The organism is Natrinema versiforme JCM 10478, assembly GCF_000337195.1.
Classification (GTDB): Archaea; Halobacteriota; Halobacteria; order Halobacteriales; family Natrialbaceae; genus Natrinema; species Natrinema versiforme.
In genome coordinates this window covers 1-19482 of record NZ_AOID01000011.1, presented here as the reverse complement: position 1 = coordinate 19482, position 19482 = coordinate 1, and the positions used below count along the sequence as shown (strand labels likewise).

The window sequence follows — 19482 nt, the reverse complement described above, 5'->3', positions numbered from 1 at the left end:
GCGAACAGAGCGGGCGACGGAGAGGGGACGGAGTCGAAGTCACCGTGGGTATCGATCAATTAGAGGAGTTCCTCACGGCCGACGATCCCGAAGTCAGGGAGTACGCGGCCAAGACGCTGGCCAACGAGGGTCGGGCCGACCGGCGAACGTTCGGTCCGCGGTGGCGTCGCTCACCGACTGCCTCGAGGACGATCCGGCGATCAGATCGCACGCGGCGGCGGCGCTGTCGGCCGTCGCGGCCGCCTATCCCAGGGAGACGCGGGACGCCGTCCCGGCGCTGACCGACCGGCTCGAGGGATCGACCGCGGTGCGAGGGGACGCGGCCGACGCGCTCGCGTCGATCGCCGTCGACTCGGCGACCGCCGTCGCCGACTCCGCGGCGGAACTCGCGGCCTACGTCACGGACGAGCAAGAGCGGGTTCGAGTGCGGACGACGGACGCGCTCGCGGCGATCGCCGACGCCGACCCCGAGCGGGTCGTGTCGATCGCCGACGCGGTCGCGGCCGCGACCGACGACGAGACCGCGACGGTCCGGGAGAACGCGACGGCGATCCTCGCAGTCGTCGCGGCGCAGGATCCCGATGCCGTCATCGACGCGATCGATCGACTCGTCGACCGGCTCGAGGACGAGCCCGCTATCAGGGAACACGCCGCTCGAGCGATCCGCTCGATCGCGGCCGAGCGGCCCTCGGACGTGACGACGGGAGTCGACCCCCTCGGGACGGGACTAACCGACGACCGCGACGCCGTCCGCGCCGACGCCGCGGCAGCGCTCGCGGCCGTCGCGGCGGAGCGGCCGGAACCCGTCAGCGAGGTCGTCGACTCGCTGGCCGCCAGCCTCGACGGCGAGGCCGCCGTCCGGCGGGAGACGGTCAGCGCGCTCCGAGCCGTTACCGGGAGCGCTCCCAACGCAGTCGAACCAGCCGTCAACCCGCTGGTCGATCGGCTCGCGGACGACCTCGAGTCGGTTCGGATCGACGCGGCCGCCGCGCTGGCGACGCTGGCGGCGGAGCGGCCCGACGCGGTCGCACCGGCCGTCGAACCGCTCGCGGGGCGACTCGACGGCGACGAGCCCGCTGTCCGGAGCCACGGCGTCGCGGCGATCGCCGCCGTCGGGGACGCGACGCCCGAGGCAGTCGCTCCCGTCGTCGACGAACTCGCCGGCGTGCTCGCGGATGAGGACGACGACGTGCGGTTCGAAGCCGCCCGCGCTATCGCGGCGGTCGCAGCAGTTCGACCTGACGCTATCCGACCAGTCGTCTCCCGGCTCGCCGATCGGCTCGACGATCCGCACGAACCGGTCCGCCGCCGCGCAGCCGACGCGCTGGGCGAACTCGCGCTCGCGGACGCCGACGACGAGGACGCCGTCTCGGCGCTGGTCGACCGACTCGAGGACGGCGACGAGTGGGTTCGCGGCCACGCCGCTCGCCGGCTGGCCGAAATCGCCGAATCGCGGGTCGCCGACGCGCATCCGGCGGTCCGATCGCTGTGCCGGCGGCTCGAGCACGATGACGCGGCAGTCCGGCGGTCGGCCGCCAGAGACCTCGTCCCGATCGCCGCCGAACGGCCCCGAGAAGCCCGCGAGGCCGTTTCACCCCTCGGCGACCGGCTCGCGGACGACGACGCGAGCGTTCGGAACAACGCCGCGCTCGCGCTCTCCCGGCTCGCCGGAACCGACCCGGACGAGGTCCGGCCGGCGCTGGTCGGGCTCTTCGGCGCAGTCGACGATCCGGACCGTAGCGTCCGCGCCACGGTCCGAGAGACCCTCGCCGCGGTCGCGCCCGTCTCGCGCAGCGACTGCCGGCCGCCGGTCGCGCTCGCCGTCGCGGAGACCGACGCCGACGAGGAGGCGGTCCGTATCGCCGCCTGCGAGGCGCTTGCCGCACTCGATCTCGAGACGGGAGCCGAAACGGAGGCCGCCGTCGAGGCCGTCTGCGACCTGCTCGTCGAGCCGACGACGAGGGTGCACACGGCTGCACTCGAGACGCTCGAGTCGCTTCTCGAAGCGCCCGGCGAGACCGAGCCGACGGCAGTCGAGGCCCTTACCGAGATCATCGCAGCTGACGACGAGCGCGCGACCGCGGCGGCGACGGCGCTCGCCGACATCGCGCGGGCGAATACGGACCCGATCGCGGAAGCGGCGACCCCGCTGGTCGAGCGGTTTCGGGCGGCGACGGGCGACCGGCGGCGGGCGCTCGGCCGCGTCCTGGCTGCGGTCGTCGCGGAAACCGACCGCAGACCGGTCACGGCGCTGTTACTCGACGACCTCGAGTCGGCCGAGACCGGCCGGGCGTCGATCGCGGGCGAAATCGCCCGACTGGCGGCCGCGTCCCCGGACGACGCCGCGGCGAGTCGGGACCGGCTGGTCGCCGTGCTCGACGACGAGAGCGAGGCGGTCCGCGGCTACGCCGCGCTGGCGCTCGGGACGCTCGCGCTCGCGGGCCGGGACGACGGCTCTGCGCTGGGGGACAATCTCGACAGCGTCGACGACCGGCTGCTCGACGCCGCCTCGCTCGTCGGCGGCGGCGAGACGCCGAGTCACACCGACGGGATCAACAACCAGCTCTCCGGGCTGGGCAACCGGCTCGAGGACGACCCGTGGGCGGCCGGGCTCTCCGTGCTCGCGCTCGGGGTGCTCGCCGACGAGTCGGACAGCCTGCGGCCGACCGGCGTCTCAAAGGTCGCGGCCGGGCTCGCCGTCGAGAGCCCGATCGTCCGAGCCACCGCCGGACGGACGCTGGCGACGATGGCCGCGGACGATCCGCAGGGGCTCGAGGCGGCGACCGACGAGCTGTCTGCGGCGCTGTCGGATCCGGACGCCGACGTTCGGGCCGCCGCTGCCGGCACGCTGGCCGACGTCGCCGAGTCCACCGACGAACTCGAGGCCGAGGCGGATTGCGTCGCGGCCGAACTCCGTCCGCTCCTCGCCGATCCGGATGGCCGCGTTCGAGCCCGCGCGATCCGGGCACTGACCGCGCTCGAGGCCGGCGACTCCCCCTCCGCGATTCGGGCGCTGGTCGACGACCCGGTCCCGGCGGTCTCGAGCGCGGCGACGACCGCGATGGACCGTCTCGAGGACGACGACGGGAGCGACGAGTTCGACTGGCCGATGGCCCGCGCGGGGGCGGCGGGGGCCGGCTCGGTCGGCCGCGGCGACGCGCTCGGCGGGCAGCCGACCAAACAGTGGCGCGTCGAGACCGTCGGCACCGTCGACGCCCCGCCGGCGCTGGTCGGCGACACCGTCTTCGCAACGAGCGACGACGGCTCCGTCACCGCACTGGCGCTCGAGGACGGAGACGAACGCTGGCGGTTCGAGACCGACGCACCGATCGGGACGACGCCCGCCGTGGTCGGTGACACCGTCTACGTCGGCGGCGACGCCGCGGTCTACGCGCTCGACATCGAGACGGGCGAGCGGCGGTGGCGGTATCGGATGGATGCCACGGTCCGTACGTCGCCGGTCGTCGCCGACGGGACGGTCTACGTCGGCAGCGACACCCTCCACGCGATCGACGCCGACACCGGCCACCCGCGCTGGACGGCCCCGCTCGCCGACTCGCTCGTCGGCGTCGCCGTCGCCGACGGTGTCGCCTACGCCGCCTGTTCGGAACGCGTCGTCGCGATCGCGGCCGACGGGAGCCGCCGCTGGGAGACACCCCTCGAACTCGACGGGACGGTTCGTACGCCACCCGCGGTCGCGAACGGGAGCGTCTACGTCGGCTGCGGAGGCACGCTCCGTGCGCTGTCGACCGCCGACGGCTCGCGGTCGTTCCGATTCGACACCGGCGGCCGGTTTGCCGCATCACCGGCGATCGCGGACGGGACTGTCTACGCCGCCAGCACCGACGGAAGCGTGTACGCGGTCGACGCGGGGACGGGCGCGGAACGCTGGCGGGTCGACGCCGGCGAGGCGACGACCGATCCGGTCGTCATCGACGACACCGTCTGTCTGGGTACCGGCGACGGCCACGTCACCGCGCTGGGTACCGGCAACGGCTCCCCGCAGTGGGAGCTCGCGGTAGACGGCGTACCGGCGGTAACGGCGATCGCCGTCGCGAGCGAACGGCTCTGTCTCGTCGGCCCGGACGGCATCACCGCGATCGGGGACGCACAGTCGTCGTGGAAGGAGTCGATTTCGGGGCTGTTCACCCGGTTCGGCAACGGCTCGTCGTAGTTCGGTTGTCTGCTCTCGAGCCGAACAGGGCCGCGCAGTCGGTCAGTCGCCCGCCGACGCCTCGCTGGTCTCGTTTTCGGCGGCCGACGCCGTCTCTCTGTCGCTCGACTCGAGCACGGATTCGACGGCCGCGACGATATCTTCAGCGGGTGTTACCCCGAGCGTTTCCCATCGTTTCTCGCCCTGGTCGTCGACGACGGCGGTGACGGGGTAGCCGACAATTCCGTAATTCGCCGCGAGCGTCGCGTTCGAGTCGTAGCCGACGGTCCAGTTACCGCTGTGGGCGCGCCACCAGTCGCGGAGTTCGTCCGCGGGCATGCTATCGAACGACTGGTAGGTGACTGACAGGAAAGTGAGGTCGTCTCCGTAGTCTTCGACGAGGCGAGACCGCGCGTCGGCGAGTCTGGGCAGGTGCGCCTGACACTTGCCACAGCCGGTGACGAGGAACATGGCGACCGTAACGTCGTCGTTGGGAACGGTCATCGTCCCGGCCTCGCTCCCTCGAGCGTTGATGGTCTCCACTTCGATCCGGCCGTCCGTCTCTCCGCCCGCCTCGGATGCGGCGCGGTCGGTCCCGAAGGAGGGGACGCCGCCAAGGACGATCCCGGTTGCCCCGGCGAGGACGCCGACGCTACCGACCCCGGCGATCAGCTCGCGCCGTCTCACGGTCGTGTCACAGCCATCGGGCAAGTAGACGGCATGTCGTGTGATCCGTATGGGACGCGACGCCAAAGGCTTCACTGGTTCGTCCGTCGAACCGACCGTCTGAGGGCGGACACAGTCGAACAGCCCTGTTCGGTGCCCGACAGTTAAGCGTCGCCCGGCCGACGATAACCCCGTGAGCGACGACCGCGAGCGATGGAACGACCGGTACGAACAGGCCGACTACGACCCCAACGACGCTCCCGTTCCCGCCCTCGAGCGACGCATATCGACGCTTCCGGACGGACGCGCACTCGACGTCGCGACCGGGGCCGGGCGGAACGCGCTCTTTCTCGCCGAACGTGGCTACGACGTGGACGCGGTGGATGTCTCCGACGCCGCACTCGAGCGCGCTCGCGACCGCGCCGCCGAACGGGGAGTCGACGCGAACTGGATCCGCGCCGATCTGGCCGACTTCGATCCCGGCCGCGAGCGCTACGACGTGATCGTCGTGAGCTTCTTCGCCGCCCTCGAGCACCTGCCGGCGCTCAAAGACGCGCTCGCTCCCGGCGGGGTACTGATCTACGAACACCACCTCCGCTCGAGCGACCCGGTCGCCGGCCCCTCGACCGATCGCTACCGATACCGGTCGAACGACCTACTCCGGGCTTGTCTGGACCTGATGATCCTCGCCTACGAGGAGCGGCGGCGACCGGTCGGCGACGGGACTGGCGACGATGCAGACGAGGACGAGAGTGCGGACGGCAACGATAGCACTGTCGCAGTCGCGACGCTCGTCGCGCGGCGCTCGAGCGGCGGGACGCAGTCGTATCCGGTGCTCTCGACGGACGATGACGGATAGGAGTGGGTCTGGCCGTCGATTCGCAATCAGACGGCGAGCTAACTCTCCCAGGACGCGACCGTTTCGCTCGTATTGTCGCCCGTTCGGTTGTCGCCGTCCTGTGTCGTTTCACCGCCCTCGAGTGCGTCTCTGGCAGTGCCGAAGATGGCCCCGCTCGTCGAGGATCGGTCTCGCCACTGCACCGCGCCGGTTCCGTCGACGGTCAGCATCGTCGGGAACCCATCGATCTCGTAGTACTCGTTACAGACTCCGGTCTCATCCCGGCCGATCGGCCAGTTGCCGCCGTTCTCGTCGAACCACGCCGCGAGTTCCTCGTCGGACGGATCGGGGCCGCGGGTCCCGTTCGTGATCGAACAAAAGCGAATCTCGGGGTCGTCGCCGTCGACGGTGTAGCCCTCCTCTGCGAGAGCCACCTTCACGTCGGCGATCCGCGAGAGTTGTGCGCGACTGGTCGGGCACTCGGTTCGGGTGAAGTTGAGCACCATCACTCGACCGGATTGAGGAACCCGAACAGTGCCAGCCTCGCTCCCCGAGGCGTCGATCGTGGCGATCTCGAACGGCGGCTCAGTCGGTTCGTCGGGTTCGGTTTCGCCCTCGTCGGTACCGCCGTCGAGGCAGCCGACCAGCGCCGGCATGGCGACGGTCGACGCGAGCAGTGTTCGACGATTCATCGCGTTCCCGTCCCGGCCGGCGACTGGTCGCTCGAGTCGCGACCGGGCGGGCGACCGCCACCCGTCAGGACAGCCGCTCGAGGCTCGTTCATGCGTGCTATTGAGTGCCACACGGCAAAGAATCAGCGGTACCAGCAGTTTGCGCGCCGGGTTCGACGCTGCGACACGGAGGTGTGGTGACCACGGACGCGATCGCGCTCCTGCGAGAGACACGGTCCGGACGCTTAATTATACTATATGGGAGTGAAGTCCCGTTGGACGGGTTAGCCCGGCTCCGCGGTCTCCCGGGCCGAATTCGCGATTCTTTTCACGGCAGCACACTCACTTGCAACCGAGAACACGTGGCTTCACTCGTCGTGACAGTGCTGGCCGGCGTGGTCTTCGGGCTCGCGCTCGCGGCACCGCCGGGGCCGATGAACGCGATCATCGCCGAGGAGAGCGTCGTCCGCGGCTGGCCGGCCGGCTTTCGAGCCGGACTCGGTGCGATGCTCGCCGACGCGATCTTCTTCGTCCTTACGCTCGCCGGCATCGTCGCCGTGATCGACCGCATTCCGGCGGTTAGACCCGCGCTCTATCTAGCCGGCGGCTGTCTCATGTTGTACTTCGCGATCGGTGCGATCGACGAGGCCAGAACGGCGACGTCGTTTACCGACGCCGGCCGCGCCGCCGCCACGGGGTTCCGGAAGACGTTCGTCCTCTCGCTGACCAACCCCTACCAGATCGGCTTCTGGCTCACCGTCGGCGTTGGCCTCCTCGAGCCGGGGACCCTCGACGTGCTCGCACACGCCCCGGCAGTGGGACAGGCCCTCGCGGGAACGCTGGTCGTCCAGACCGGGTCGCCGGCGCTGCTGATCGGCTTCTTCGGTGGGATCGCCCTGTGGATCGTCGCCTATCCGGCGGCGCTGGCCGCGGCCGGCAAGCGCGTCGACGCGTTCGCCCCCGCGGTCGCCGCGCTGAGCGCCGTCGTCCTCGTTGGCTTCGGACTGCTCTTTCTGGCGATGGGCACGCTCCGGTTTCTCTGAGCGCCGCTCGAAACGCGTCTTATTCGATTTCTCGAGCCGTGGCTCGAGCGTTCAGACTCGAGGCAAGCGGGTTAGCACCTGAGCAGCTCGAAGCGGCCGTCGGATTCCGTCGCCGCACCGTCGCTACGTGTGCCGGTCCCCTCGCCGTCGGACTGGTCCTCATCGGATTGGGACGGCTCCGCGCCGAGCCCCGTCGTTGCGTTCTCAAGCATCGGGAGCTGGAAGTCGAATCCGCTGACGAGATCGATCGAGTCGGCGGGGCTCGTGAGCAGGTCGCGGAGCCCGTCGCCGACGTACTGGAATCCGGCGATGACCTCGACGATCGACGAGCCGCCGGTCGAGCCGACGAGTTCGGCACCGACCGAGCCGCCGGAGTCGGTCAGCATCGCCGCGTGGAATCGAACCCAGATGTGCGTGCCGTTCTCGGAACCGATCGTCAACTCGGTTCCCGACCCGGTGAAACACGTCGAAATCGATTGGCCGCTTGAGTCGGCACCGTTCCCGACCGGAGCCGGAGACTGCTGGGCGACCGTCGCGGCGGGGACTGTGGCGAGGAAGACGAGACAGCAGAGGACGAGAACTGAGACGGTGCTCGGTCGGCGTGGGAATTGCATTACACTCGTCTCGAGAGCAGACCAGTATGAACGCACCGGCCGATTCGGTCGGCCGTGGGCCCTGCCGACCGATCGGGAGACGGCGGTCTCGAGGTCATCACAGAGTGAGGACTCGAGCGGGCGAGGCCGCTACCGGCACCGGACCCGTTTAGTTACCCATCGCGGCGATCTCGTCCTCGAGCCACTCGCTGAACCACTTGACGCGTTTCAGGCGCTGGTGGGCGATGCCCTCGGCGGTGTCGCTCTGGACGCGGGAGGCGGCGTCGTAGCCGCGCTCGAGGACGCGCTCGACCATCTCGTCGCAGTCCATATGGGTGCGGGCCTCGTAGCCCATCCGGAGCAACATCAGGGCAGTGCCGTTCGCGCCGACCTTATCGAGCAGGTCGGCTTCGATGAGACACTGGGTCTCCAGTGCGAGATCGGTCAGGTCGCCCTGATAGGAGTGGTGTTCGATCGCGCGACACACCTGCTGGATGAACGATTCGGGGTACTCGGCGCGGGACTCGAGGTACTCGCGGGCGACGCGAGCGCCGGCCTCGGCGTGGAGTTCCTGATCGGTCTCGAGTTTGGCGACGTCGTGAAAGAGGGCGGCGACGCGGGTGACGTCGACGTCCGCGCCCTCCTCTTCGGCGATGTCGGTCGCGAGATCGACGACGTTGAGGATGTGGTTGTGCCGGTATTCGGCGGAGTGCCACGGGTACCAGCGCATGCGACCGCCTTCCTCCTCCTTCTCGACGCTTGCCGCGAGGTACTCGAAGACGAAGCCTTTCATCTCCTCGAACTCGGCGTCGGGCACTCGCGTTTCCTTTATTTCAACGCCCACGATAGATCCCTCCGCAGTAGACGAACGATAGTCATTAGCGGAATGTTCGGTCGTTTCGTTCTTTAGCCTTTGGTTCGGGCCGATTCCGTTGAGACGTGACACTAACGGAACAATATATGCGTCGAGCACGTGTCGATCGATCGGTGGGTCACCCGCGAGCGGCGACCCGTCTTCACCTCGCAACTTCCACCATCTTCCGTTAAAGTCAAACAGTCGGCTCGGGAAGGTGTGTGTATGAGCAGCGAACAGGAAGCGGAGTCGATCCGGTGTCTCGTCGCCAAAGTCGGTCTCGACGGCCACGACCGCGGTGCTCACGTCGTCGCGCGCGCGTTCCGGGACGCCGGGTTCGAAGTCATCTATTCCGGACTTCACAAGTCCCCCGAGGAGATCGTACAGGCGGCCGTCCAAGAGGACGTCGATGTCCTCGGCATTTCCATCCTCTCGGGGGCACACGACACGCTCGTCCCGAAGATCATGGACGGCCTCGAGGAGTACGGGGCGAAAGATGACACCCTCGTCCTCGCCGGCGGCGTCATCCCCGACGAGGACCGCGAGGGGCTCAAAGACGCGGGCGTCGCCGCCATCTTCGGCCCCGGCACGTCGATCGAGGAGACCATCGAGTTCGTCCGCGAGAACGCGCCCCAGCGATGACCATGGACGCCGACGACGAATCGCTGCTCGAGGACCTGCTGGCAGGGAAACACCGCGCGCTGGCCCGGACCATCTCGAAGATCGAGAACCGGTCACCGGGCTATCGGGATCTCGTCTCCGAACTGTACGCGCACACGGGCGACGCGGACGTGATCGGCATCACCGGCTCGCCGGGCGCGGGCAAGTCGACGCTGGTCGACAAACTCGCCGAGACCTACCGCGACCGGGGCGAGACGGTCGGCGTCATCGCGATCGATCCTTCCTCGCCGTTCACCGGCGGGGCCGTTCTCGGTGATCGCATCCGAATGGCCTCCACCGTGGGCGATATGGACGTGTTCGTCCGCTCGATGAGCGCCCGCGGGACCCTCGGCGGGCTCTCGACGGCGACCGCGGACGCCGTCAAGGCGATGGACGCCTTCGGCAAGGACAAGATCATCATCGAGACCGTCGGTGCGGGCCAGAACGAGATCGACATCGTCCGGACCGCCGACACGGTCGCCGTCCTCGTCCCGCCGGGTTCGGGCGACGACATCCAGACGCTGAAAGCCGGCATCCTCGAGATCGCGGACGTGTTCGTCGTGAACAAGGCCGACCGCGACGGGGCGGACCGCACGGTGCAGGAACTCCGCGACATGGTCCAGCTCGGCGACGAGAGCGGGGCCGCCGGTGGCGGTGGCCACCACAGTCAGGAGGTGATCGACGCCCACGACGACTGGGACGGCGAGACCGACGCGGACGGCGACGAGGCAGAGGACTGGACGCCACCCATCGTCGAGACCGTCGCCACGAAGGGCACCGGCGTCGAGACCTTCATCGACGAACTCGCGAACCACCGCGCGTACCTCGTCGAGTCCGGCACTCGGGCCGAGAAGGTCCGCCAGCGCTACGCCGAGGAGATCCGCACGCTGCTCCGCGAGGACGTCCACGCCCTGCTCGAGGACGAACTCGACGCCAGCGGCGGGATCAACGGCCTCGCCGACGCGGTGCGCCGGGGCGAGACCGACCCGTATTCGATCGCGAACGACGTGCTCGCGCCCGTCGAGGCCTGCGTCGAGAACCTCGAGACCGAGCCGGACGAGGACGGCTCGAGCCGGGAGTAGCGACCGCGCCATCTGAGAAACCCATACCGCCGCAGCAGGTTCTGAACCGAGACCTGAAGTCTAAGGCCGTTGCCCTCCAACGACCCGGTATGAAAGCCCGAACAGTCCTCGGTGCAGCTCTCGGAACCATCGGTGGGGCAGTCCTCGGCAACCGCCTCCTCAAGCGACGCGCGGGCGACCTCGAGAACCCGCTGATCGGCGTCGAGCGGACGTATCGCTGGCGGGGAATCGAGACGAGTTATACCGTCGCGGGCGATCCGAACGACCCCGACATGCTCCTGCTTCACGGGATCTACGCGGGCTCGAGCAGCCACGAGTTCGAGCCGATCGTCGAGCAACTGGCCGAGGACTACCACGTGTACGCGGTCGACCTTCCCGGGTTCGGCCGGTCCGAGCGGCCGCCGTTGGTCTACTCCGCGACGCTGTACGCCGAGTTCGTCCGCGACTTCGCGGCCGAGGTGACCGACGAGCCGATCGTCGTCGCCTCGTCGCTGTCCGGCACCTTCGCCGTCGACGCTGCCGACGAGACCGACTTCGAGCGACTGGTGTTGATCTGTCCGACCGACGAAACCGGCGACGAGCGGCCGTGGCTCCGCACCCTCATTCGGACGCCGATCGTCGGTACGACGCTGTACAACCTGCTCGCGAGCAAGCCCTCGATCCGGTACTTCTACGACCGAGACGGCTACTACGATTCCGACCGGATCGACGCCGACGAGGTCGGGTACGCGTGGAATAGCGCCCACCAGCCCGGCGCACGCTACGCGACCGCCTCCTTCGCCGCGGGTACGCTCGACCCCGATTTCGACCTCGCGACGGAGCTGGCGGCCCTCGAGACGCCCACGACGCTGATCTGGGGCCGGGATGCCGAACTCGTCCCGCTCCGAGAAGGCAGAGATCTCGCCGAGGCGGCCGACCTCGATCTGGTCGTCATCGACTACGCGACGCAGTTGCCCCACGCCGAGCACCCCGACAAGTTCGTCGAGTACCTGAGCGCCGAACTGCCGCGTGCGAATCTCGGCGGCGACGAGTAGTCGAGCAGTCGAACAGTCGATAAAACCTGTCTTCGCCTCGAAATCCGACTCGCCGCCGAATTACGTCGTTCGAAGCCGAAAAACCGCTACGCCGGACGGAGTCCGATCACGCGTTCGCCCGTCGTCTCCGAAACCGTGATCTCGAGTTCGACCGAGAGCCCGGTTTCGACATCGTCGGGATCGATCCCGACGACCTGTCCGGTCAGCCGAACGGAGCCGAAGTCGACGACGGCCGTCGCGTAGGGGGCGTCCTCCTCGAATGCCGGCGTCGGGACGTGGGTGACGGTAAACGTCTGAATCTCGCCGGTCTCGGGCAGGTCGACCTCGGCGAGGTCGGTCGACCCGCAGTCGGGACAGACCCGCCGCGGCGGCAGGGAACCGTGGCCGTTGGCACACTCGAGGTAATAGGCGGTCCCCTCCTCAGCGGCCGCGAGCCAGTCGTCGAAGCCGGCGTCGTGAACCTCGGAGTCGCTCATCAGTTCGTCACCTCCAGGATGTGAACGGTCGCGCTCGCGACGGTGCCACCCGCGTTGTGGGCGACACCGGTCGTCGCGTCCGCGACGTACTCGCTGTTGGGATGCTCGCCGGCCAGCAGATCGGTGACCTCGGCGATCTGGGACGCACCGGTCGCCCCGACCGGGTGGCCCTTGGCCTTCAGCCCGCCCGAGAGATTGATCGGCGTCTCGCCGTCCGCAGTCGTTCGCCCGTTCCGGGCCGCCGAAATTCCCTCGCCGATCGGCTCGAGGTCCAAGGCCTCGAGCGCGAGCACTTCGGCGATCGTAAAGCAGTCGTGGACTTCCGCGAAGTCCACGTCGCCGGCGTCGACGCCGGCGTCGGCGTAGGCCTCCGCGCCGGCCTCGCGGGCCGCGGGCGAGCGGGCGAGGTGCTCGCGGTCGTGGAGGGCCATTCGGTCGCCGCCTTGTCCCGTGCCCGTGATCGCGACCGGGGCCTCGAGGTCGTGCTCTTCGGCGTAGGACTCGCTCGTCAGGACGAGCGCGGACGCGCCGTCGGAGATCGGACAGGCGTCGTAGAGGCCGAGCGGTTCGGAGACCGGCGGGGCCTCGAGGACGTCCGCGACCTCGATCGCGCTCTGGTACTGGGCCTTCTCATTGGTGAGGGCGTTCTCGTGGTTTTTCACCGCGATGTGGGCCAGGTCCTCGTGTTCGCCGCCGAACTCGTCGAAGTAGGCCTGTGCCATCAGCGCGTACGCACCGGGGAAGGTCACCCCGGCCCGCACCTCCCAGAGGTCGTCCGCGGCGATCGCGAGCGCCTCGGTCGCGCCCGCGGTGCCGAGGTTGGTCATGCGTTCCGCGCCGCCGACGAGCAACACGTCGTTCTCGCCGTTGCGGATCCGTGTGACCGCCTCGCGGACCGCGACGCCGCTCGAGGCACACGCGGACTCGTAGCGGGTCGCGGGAGCTTGTACCCCCGCCGCTTCGGCCATCAGCGGGCCCTGATGGCCCTGATGTTCGGAGAGTTCGCCCATGAAGTTACCGTAGAGGACGGCCTCGACATCGTCTCGAGGAACGCCGCTTTCCTCGAAGGCAGCGATGCTCGCTTCGGCGAAGAGGTCTCGGCCGGTCCGTTCGGGACTGTTCCCGAACGACGTCAGCCCTGTGCCCGCAACACGTACGTCACTCATATACACACGGGTAGTGGACGGATCCGTTAATACTCCGCGGTTACGACCGGGGACACTCATCGGAAGCGGACTGTTCGACGGCCGGAGCGGCGCTTGCACTCCACCGGTCAGCCCTCGCTCCTTTCCACGACCTTATATCACATGGCGTCACACGTACGATCATGACAACCGTTCCGTTCGATCTATCCCTCCTGACGGAGCTGACGGAGACGAGTGGCGTCCCCGGCTACGAGGATCGCGTTCGCGAACTCGTCGTCCGGGAGTTCGAGGACTCGGTCGACCGCGTGCGTACCGACGCGATGGGCAACGTCGTCGGCACGCTCGAGGGCGAGAGCGACTACTCGGTGGCCGTCGCGGCACACATGGACGAGATCGGCTTCATGGTGCGCCACGTCCGCGGCGACGACGACGGCTACGGCTTCGTCGAACTCGACGCGCTCGGCGGCTGGGACGCGAGGGTGTTGAAGGCCCAGCGGGTGACGATCCACGGCGAAAACGGGGACATCCCCGCGGTCATCGGCTCGCCGCCGCCCCACACGTTAGACGAGAGCGAGCGGGAGAAGCCCCCCGAGGTCGAGGACGTCGTCGTCGACCCCGGCCTCCCCTACGAGGAACTCACCGAGCGCGTCTCGCCCGGCGACCTCGTCACGATGGCCCAGACCACCGAGCGCGTCGGCGAGACGATCACCGGGAAGGCGTTAGACGACCGGGTCTGTCTGTTCGCCATGCTCGAGGCGGCCCGCCGGCTGACCGATCCCGAGGTGACGGTTCACTTCTGTGCGACCGCCCAGGAGGAGGTCGGCCTCCGCGGCGCTCGTGCCCTCGGCGTCGATATCGACCCCGACCTCGCGATCGCGCTGGACGTCACCGTCGCCAACGACATCCCCGGCTTCGACGCCGGCTCGCACGTCACCGAACTCGGCGACGGCACCGCGATCAAACTCAAGGACTCGAGCGTCATCACCAACCCGAAGCTCCACGGCCGGCTCCAGTCGCTCGCCGAGGACGAGGAGATCGAGCACCAACTCGAGATCCTGCCCGCCGGCGGCACCGACACCGCCGGCTTCCAGCAGTCCTCGGGCGCGAAACCCGTCGGCGCGATCTCCGTCCCGACCCGCTATCTCCACACCGTGACCGAGACCGCCCACGTCGACGACATCGCGGCGACGATCGACCTGCTCGAGACCTTCCTCGCGACCGAAGACGGCGAATACGACTACACGCTCTGACCCGCGGTCTCATTCGGGGCGAATGGCGGCACGTGATCGCGACTCCCGACGAAGCACATTTCAACGACGGCTCTCATTTCACTCGTACTGACTCTCATGGTCGCGTCCGACGTTCCCGATCTCGACGGCATTTCGCCGCGTGCGTGGCGGCTTCTCCGGGTCGCCGCCGGATACGACCAACGCGCGGTCGAACGGGAAGTCGACGAACTCATGCAGGCCCACATCTCGATGCTCGAGAGCGGCAGTCGATCCCTCTCTCGAACGCGGCGGGAGACGCTCTTGGAACTCTACTGTGCAGAACTCACCGACGACCAGCTGTGGGCTATCGTCGATCACTTCTAATCGGAGCAAGGGGAACGTCGCTGCGCTCGCTGGGATTCCCCGTCGTCCACGAGAGGGGTAGCAGACGCCGCTCGAAGCGGGTGAGCGTACCGCCCACTCTCGCGGATGAAAAGGCTTAATAACAATAATGATTATCAACGCCTGTATCAATGATACACGGTCTATTGGGTGGGTTAAACAAGCGATTAGTACAATTTCTCCTTGCGGGGATCGGGATGGTTGCCATCGCAGCTGCCCCGTCCCCGGCCGGACTCTCGGTGACGGGCCAGTACGCCATCGCGACGATGTTCTTCGCCGGCTTCCTCTGGGTGACCGGTGCGCTGCCGCTCGCGGTCACCGCACTGACGATCCCCGTATTGCTGACCGGAACCGGCGTCTACGACTCGATGGACACCGCACTCGTCGGGTTCGCGGACCACATCATCTTCCTGTTTCTGGCCGGGTTCATGCTCGCGAACGCGATTCAGAAGTACGATATCGACCGGCGGATCGCGCTGTACTCCATCGCCAAGATGGGCAGTTCGCCGCGACGGTTGATCTTCGCGATCATGGTCGTGACCGCCGTGTTGTCGATGTGGGTCTCGAACACCGCAACGGCCGCGATGATGACCCCCATCGCGGTCGGGGTCCTCACGCAGGTCCTCGACCGCGACGACCTCGCGTCGTCGGCGGCCGAGGCTCAAAGCGCTGACGTCTCCGAAGAACCGGCCGCCGACGGCGGGGTCGCCGAATCGACGGCCGCGTTCACGAACCTCCAGATCTCGATGCTCCTCGGAACCGCCTACGCCGCCAGCGTCGGCGGCGTCGGGACGATCATCGGCACGCCGCCCAACGCCATCCTCGTGGGCCAGCTCAACGCCATTCTGGACTACGAGATCGGGTTCACCGACTGGTTCCTCGTCGGCTTCCCGGTCGTCGTCGTGACGCTTCCGCTCGTCTGGTTCATCCTCACCTACGTGCTGTATCCGCCGGAGGTTCCCGACGTCGGAGCCGCTCGAGCCAGCGCTCGAGAGCAACTCGCGGCGGAGGGCGACCTTGATCCCCGCGGTAAGCGCGTGGCCATCATCTTCGCCGCCACGGCTGGTCTCTGGATGCTTGGTGGGCTCGGCGAGTTCTTCGAGCCGTACCTCTCGAGCGCCTGGATGACGACTCTCTTCGGCGGCGAGGGGATGACGGTTTTCGGCGTCGAGGGCCATCAGGGACTGCTCTATTACGTGATGGTCGGCGTCGCCGCGGTGCCGGCGCTGGTGCTGGCCGACACGATGGAGTGGGAGGAACTGGTCGACATCGACTGGGGGACGCTGTTGCTGTTCGGCGGCGGCATCTCGCTTGCGAACGCGCTCGCTGACACGGGCGCGACGGAGTGGATCGCGAACACGGTGTTCAGCGGACTCGTCGGCGCACCCATCGTCCTCGTCATCGGCGCGGTCGTGTTGCTGGTCATCTTCCTGACCGAGATGACGTCGAACTCCGCGACGACCAGCATCATCGTCCCCATCCTGATCAGCCTCGGGAGCGTCTTCTCGGCGACGCTCGGGCTGACCGACTTCTCGACCGCGCTCTTTCTCTCGGTCGCCGGCGCGATCGCCGCGAGCTTCGCCTTCGCGCTCCCGGTCGCGACGCCGCCCAACGCCATCGTCTTCGGTAGCGGCTACGTCGAGCAACGCCACATGCTCCGGGCAGGGCTCGTGCTGAACGCAATTATGACCGTCGTCCTAACCGGGCTCATCTGGGTGCTGTTCACGTTCGTCTGGCCGCACCTGCTCTGGTGAGAGCGCGGTGTGGCTCGGTCGGTGAGAGGGTCTCGAGCCACACCGAAGATCGGCTGCGGAATTCCTGTTCTTCTCGATATCGGCTCTCGAAGCCGTCGTGTGCTCGGCCGCGGGACGCCACGCTCGAGGTCGGAACTGGCTGATCGATAGCGCTCATTTCTCCGCGGCCCACCAGTTCGTGGTTCGGCCATCGTCTCGAGATGCCGTCCGATCAGCAGTAACGGGTACTCCGGATCGACTGTACGGACTCGAGGGGGATTAAGTGACAACTATTTTCCCCGATCGCGCGGCGTGCGGTCGGGTGTACTCGATGGTCAACAGATGCGAAGAGCGTTACCGAGAGCGAGACTCACCGATCGTCGTCTGAAAAGGGGTCGCGTGCCCGTACCCTGAGAATCACACGCCGGCTCAAAACGCCAGCGCGTCCACGAGGATCGCGACCAGCACGGCCCCGAGGAACGCGTTCGAGGCGTGGAACGCACGGAACGCGGCGGTCTCGGTCTGCTCGAAGTGGAGTCGGACGGCGGCCCAGAGGAAGAGCCCGCCGAAGACGACGACCGTTGCGGCGTACAGTACGCCGAGATCGGTGAGCCACGCCAGCGCGATCGAACTCACGAGCGTCGCGGCGATGTAGTAGATGATCTGCTTTCGCGTCTCCGTCTCGCCGCGGACGACTGGCATCATGGGGAAGCCGCCGCGGGCGTAGTCGTCCTTGTAGGCCAGCGCGAGGTTGTAGAAGTGCGCCGGCGTCCAGAGGAAGATGACGCCCGCGAGCGCGAGGCCGGGCCAGCCGATCTCGTTCGTGACGGCGGCCCAGCCGATGAGCGCGGGCAGCGCGCCCGCAGCGCCGCCGATGACCGTATTCTGGACCGTGTTCGGTTTGAGGAGGAGCGTGTAGACCACGCTGTAGAAGATGATCGCGGCCAGCCCGAGGGCCGCGGCCAGCCGGTTGATCGTCAGGAACGCGGCCAGCGACGCGACGGTCAGCCCGGCACCGAACAACAAGGCGTTGCGAACCGGGATCAGATCGACCGCCAGCGGCCGGTCGGCCGTGCGCGACATCTTCTGGTCGACATCACGCTCGAGGACGTGGTTGAAGGTCCCCGAGGCACCGATGGCGAGGACGCCGCCGCCGAGCGTCGCGATGATCGTGGGTATCTCGAGGCCGGGGCCGGCGGCCAGCGCCATCCCCGCGGCGGCGACGAGACAGAGCAGCCACATCAGCCGCGGTTTCATCATCTGGAAGTACGCGAAGGCGGTGAGCCGAGCGCGAGCGAGGCGACTCGATGGGAGCGTGCGTTCCGAGGCGGTCGGCACCGATTCCTCGAGGTCCGCGAGCGGTTCGGGCGAGTCGATGCCGTCCTCGTCCTCGCTGCCGGTCGCGAGTTCGAGGTCCCATGCAAGCGCGAGGACGATCCCCGAGAAGATCACGAGGCCGAGTCCGAGGTGGAGCCCGGGCAGAATCGCCGCGGGGCCGGTCGTGGCGGTGACGGCACCGACGCCGATCTGGACGACGTAGAGCGCGGCGGCGACGACGAGCGTCGTCCGGATACGACTCGAGGTGTCGCCACGGACCGCAGCGACGGCGGTCGCGGCGACGAGCAGTCCGACGACGACCGCCGTGAGTCGGTGGGCCCACGCGATCGCGAGTTCGGTCTGACTCAAGGGGTCGACGGGCGCGTGACAGGTCGGCCACGTTGAACACGACGCGGCCGCGTTCGTCAGCGACGTCGTCGCGCCGACGATCAGGAGCAGGTAGACGCCGAGCGCGGTCGCTGCGAGCAGTGCGGAGAAGCGGCGTCGCGTGCCGATCGGGCGGGGAAACGACTCTGTTGCCACGGCTATTCTCGTCTACACCCTTCGACTCCGCGTATTTAGGGCTCCCGCTTTTTCCCATCAGCAGGGGCGAGTTTCCGGGCGTCTGTCGGCCGACGACGCAGTCCTCGAGAGGCGACCGAAGAACGATGGGGCAGGTTCTCGTAGCCAGTTCCGTGTCCAGCGAATCGCGTGGTCGCGCACCCGCTGTCGATGCCCCCGCCGTAGCGACTGCGTCCGACGGTGAATTCGAGGACAATGATCACAGCGGCGAGCCGCCCGCGCGCTGTCCGTACTGCGACCGGCCGTTCCGACGAACGCGATACGAGCGGCTCCACCGCGGCCTCGAGCACCCCGGTCGGCTCTCCGATCGCGAGTGCGCAACCGTCGAGCGGGCGGTTCGCGAGGAAGACACGGCACTGCGGCGCTTTCAGCTATACGCCCTCGGCGTGCTCGTTCTGCTTTATTTCGGGCTGTTGATCCTCGCGGCGTTCGTCGTCTGAGCTACATGCCCATATCTTCGGCCGCCTCCGGGATCGGGAGGTCGTGGGGCGAGACGCCGAGCAGTTCCCCGACGTGATCGAGCGCCATGTCGAACCCGTAGTAGCGCTCGAGTTCGTCGCCATCGGCCGTCGGCCGCACTTTCAGCATGGCGTACCCCTCGCGGTTCTGTGCGATCGCGGCCGTGCCGCCCGCCGCCCGCTCGAACGCGAGGACGCGCTCCGTCTCCGTCTCGTTGTAGGTGGCCGTGATGCCGTCGGCTTCGGCCGTCCGATCGTCGGTCATGGTCGGTCCTCGTGGATCGACCACCGGGAAACTGTCGGTTCCGGCCGAGTCGCGGTCCGAACATCGACACCGATTTTTCGGTGGCCCGCAAGTCTCGCGTCGTGAGCCGTTCGGATCACGTCCCGACCCGTCGATCGATCGCGACGTTTCGACTCACGCGATCGGTCGCCCTGCAGTGGCTCGTCGTCTCCGCGGTGGGGTTTTTCGGCTTCGCCTACGCGTTCGGTCACGTCCTCGCGTGGCTTCGGGGTACGTCGCTCGAGCCGATCGTGATCGCGCCGTCCTCGCCGCCGACGGTGCTCG

At 68.2% G+C, this 19482-nt stretch carries 18 protein-coding genes and 1 pseudogene; 11 read left to right on the top strand and 8 right to left on the bottom strand.

All coding sequences use genetic code 11. From position 1 onward, the window contains the following. Positions 1–160: 160 nt before the first annotated feature. Positions 161–4174, top strand: a complete 4014-nt coding sequence (locus C489_RS02760) for a sister chromatid cohesion protein PDS5 (RefSeq protein WP_006429602.1) — start codon at positions 161–163, stop codon at positions 4172–4174. Between the two features lie 42 nt (positions 4175–4216). Here the strand turns inward: C489_RS02760 and C489_RS02755 are convergent, their stop codons facing one another. Next, the gene (locus C489_RS02755) at positions 4217–4840 is read right to left on the bottom strand and encodes a TlpA family protein disulfide reductase (protein ID WP_006429601.1); all 624 of its coding nucleotides are present in this window, start codon (positions 4838–4840) and stop codon (positions 4217–4219) included. Between the two features lie 172 nt (positions 4841–5012). Here C489_RS02755 and C489_RS02750 point away from each other — a divergent pair, with 172 nt between their 5' ends. Beyond that, positions 5013–5678, top strand: a complete 666-nt coding sequence (locus tag C489_RS02750; protein ID WP_006429600.1) for a class I SAM-dependent methyltransferase — start codon at positions 5013–5015, stop codon at positions 5676–5678. Positions 5679–5716: 38 nt separating this feature from the next. Here the strand turns inward: C489_RS02750 and C489_RS02745 are convergent, their stop codons facing one another. Beyond that, positions 5717–6349 (bottom strand): peroxiredoxin family protein, encoded by a 633-nt coding sequence (locus C489_RS02745; RefSeq protein WP_006429599.1) that lies wholly within the window; start codon positions 6347–6349, stop codon positions 5717–5719. Positions 6350–6690: 341 nt separating this feature from the next. Here C489_RS02745 and C489_RS02740 point away from each other — a divergent pair, with 341 nt between their 5' ends. Further along, on the top strand, positions 6691–7371 hold the full coding sequence (locus tag C489_RS02740; protein WP_049890525.1) for a LysE family translocator: 681 nt from the start codon (positions 6691–6693) through the stop codon (positions 7369–7371). Between the two features lie 71 nt (positions 7372–7442). Here the strand turns inward: C489_RS02740 and C489_RS02735 are convergent, their stop codons facing one another. Both C489_RS02735 and C489_RS02730 read right to left on the bottom strand, forming a co-directional pair. After that, positions 7443–7985 (bottom strand): DUF7332 family protein, encoded by a 543-nt coding sequence (locus tag C489_RS02735; protein ID WP_006429597.1) that lies wholly within the window; start codon positions 7983–7985, stop codon positions 7443–7445. A gap of 148 nt (positions 7986–8133) precedes the next feature. Continuing rightward, entirely contained in the window at positions 8134–8808 is a 675-nt protein-coding gene (locus C489_RS02730) for an HD domain-containing protein (protein ID WP_083902750.1), read from the bottom strand. 234 nt (positions 8809–9042) lie between these two features. Here C489_RS02730 and C489_RS02725 point away from each other — a divergent pair, with 234 nt between their 5' ends. The 3 genes from C489_RS02725 (at position 9043) to C489_RS02715 (ending at position 11593) form a co-directional block, all read left to right on the top strand. Continuing rightward, positions 9043–9459 (top strand): cobalamin B12-binding domain-containing protein, encoded by a 417-nt coding sequence (locus C489_RS02725; RefSeq protein ID WP_006429595.1) that lies wholly within the window; start codon positions 9043–9045, stop codon positions 9457–9459. Next, positions 9456–10559, top strand: a complete 1104-nt coding sequence (gene meaB / locus C489_RS02720; protein WP_006429594.1) for a methylmalonyl Co-A mutase-associated GTPase MeaB — start codon at positions 9456–9458, stop codon at positions 10557–10559. The genes C489_RS02725 and meaB overlap by 4 nt, the downstream gene beginning before the upstream one ends. Before the next feature lie 89 nt (positions 10560–10648). Beyond that, positions 10649–11593, top strand: coding sequence for an alpha/beta fold hydrolase (locus tag C489_RS02715; RefSeq protein ID WP_006429593.1), 945 nt, complete (start codon positions 10649–10651; stop codon positions 11591–11593). Between the two features lie 86 nt (positions 11594–11679). Here the strand turns inward: C489_RS02715 and C489_RS02710 are convergent, their stop codons facing one another. Beyond that, complete coding sequence (locus C489_RS02710) at positions 11680–12069, bottom strand: Zn-ribbon domain-containing OB-fold protein (RefSeq protein WP_006429592.1); 390 nt, start codon at positions 12067–12069, stop codon at positions 11680–11682. Further along, positions 12069–13235, bottom strand: coding sequence for a thiolase C-terminal domain-containing protein (locus tag C489_RS02705; protein WP_006429591.1), 1167 nt, complete (start codon positions 13233–13235; stop codon positions 12069–12071). Before C489_RS02705 ends, C489_RS02710 begins: the two co-directional genes overlap by 1 nt. Before the next feature lie 161 nt (positions 13236–13396). On the opposite strand from C489_RS02705, the gene C489_RS02700 reads away from it, so the two are divergent. The 3 genes from C489_RS02700 to C489_RS02690 all read left to right on the top strand — a co-directional run bounded on the left by C489_RS02700 (position 13397) and on the right by C489_RS02690 (position 16578). Then, positions 13397–14464, top strand: coding sequence for a M42 family metallopeptidase (locus tag C489_RS02700; protein WP_006429590.1), 1068 nt, complete (start codon positions 13397–13399; stop codon positions 14462–14464). A gap of 96 nt (positions 14465–14560) precedes the next feature. Then, positions 14561–14806: a hypothetical protein gene (locus tag C489_RS02695; RefSeq protein WP_006429589.1), complete on the top strand. Its 246-nt coding sequence runs from the start codon at positions 14561–14563 to the stop codon at positions 14804–14806. A gap of 149 nt (positions 14807–14955) precedes the next feature. Continuing rightward, the gene (locus tag C489_RS02690; protein WP_083902749.1) at positions 14956–16578 is read left to right on the top strand and encodes an SLC13 family permease; all 1623 of its coding nucleotides are present in this window, start codon (positions 14956–14958) and stop codon (positions 16576–16578) included. Between the two features lie 408 nt (positions 16579–16986). On the opposite strand, the gene C489_RS02685 is transcribed toward C489_RS02690, so the two are convergent. Next, a complete protein-coding gene (locus C489_RS02685; RefSeq protein ID WP_006429587.1) occupies positions 16987–18417 on the bottom strand; it encodes a heme o synthase in 1431 nt (476 codons plus the stop codon). A gap of 125 nt (positions 18418–18542) precedes the next feature. Between C489_RS02685 and C489_RS02680 the strand changes: the two genes are divergently transcribed. Further along, positions 18543–18896 (top strand): DUF7410 domain-containing protein, encoded by a 354-nt coding sequence (locus C489_RS02680; RefSeq protein WP_006429586.1) that lies wholly within the window; start codon positions 18543–18545, stop codon positions 18894–18896. Between the two features lies 1 nt (position 18897). Here C489_RS02680 and C489_RS02675 read toward each other — a convergent pair whose 3' ends face one another. Further along, positions 18898–19179 (bottom strand): DUF7111 family protein, encoded by a 282-nt coding sequence (locus C489_RS02675; RefSeq protein WP_006429585.1) that lies wholly within the window; start codon positions 19177–19179, stop codon positions 18898–18900. Positions 19180–19280: 101 nt separating this feature from the next. Between C489_RS02675 and C489_RS02670 the strand changes: the two are divergent. After that, positions 19281–19482: pseudogene (locus tag C489_RS02670) on the top strand (DUF3267 domain-containing protein); the annotation flags it as partial.

Bases quoted from the DNA above. Each gene is read 5' to 3' on its own strand.
- C489_RS02745 (WP_006429599.1), bottom strand. From the start codon at position 6,349: ATGAATCGTCGAACACTGCTCGCGTCGACCGTCGCCATGCCGGCGCTG.
- C489_RS02735 (WP_006429597.1), bottom strand. From the start codon at position 7,985: ATGCAATTCCCACGCCGACCGAGCACCGTCTCAGTTCTCGTCCTCTGC.
- C489_RS02725 (WP_006429595.1), top strand. From the start codon at position 9,043: ATGAGCAGCGAACAGGAAGCGGAGTCGATCCGGTGTCTCGTCGCCAAA.
- meaB (WP_006429594.1), top strand. From the start codon at position 9,456: ATGACCATGGACGCCGACGACGAATCGCTGCTCGAGGACCTGCTGGCA.
- C489_RS02715 (WP_006429593.1), top strand. From the start codon at position 10,649: ATGAAAGCCCGAACAGTCCTCGGTGCAGCTCTCGGAACCATCGGTGGG.
- C489_RS02710 (WP_006429592.1), bottom strand. From the start codon at position 12,069: ATGAGCGACTCCGAGGTTCACGACGCCGGCTTCGACGACTGGCTCGCG.
- C489_RS02705 (WP_006429591.1), bottom strand. From the start codon at position 13,235: ATGAGTGACGTACGTGTTGCGGGCACAGGGCTGACGTCGTTCGGGAAC.
- C489_RS02700 (WP_006429590.1), top strand. From the start codon at position 13,397: ATGACAACCGTTCCGTTCGATCTATCCCTCCTGACGGAGCTGACGGAG.
- C489_RS02695 (WP_006429589.1), top strand. From the start codon at position 14,561: ATGGTCGCGTCCGACGTTCCCGATCTCGACGGCATTTCGCCGCGTGCG.
- C489_RS02690 (WP_083902749.1), top strand. From the start codon at position 14,956: ATGATACACGGTCTATTGGGTGGGTTAAACAAGCGATTAGTACAATTT.
- C489_RS02680 (WP_006429586.1), top strand. From the start codon at position 18,543: ATGGGGCAGGTTCTCGTAGCCAGTTCCGTGTCCAGCGAATCGCGTGGT.
- C489_RS02675 (WP_006429585.1), bottom strand. From the start codon at position 19,179: ATGACCGACGATCGGACGGCCGAAGCCGACGGCATCACGGCCACCTAC.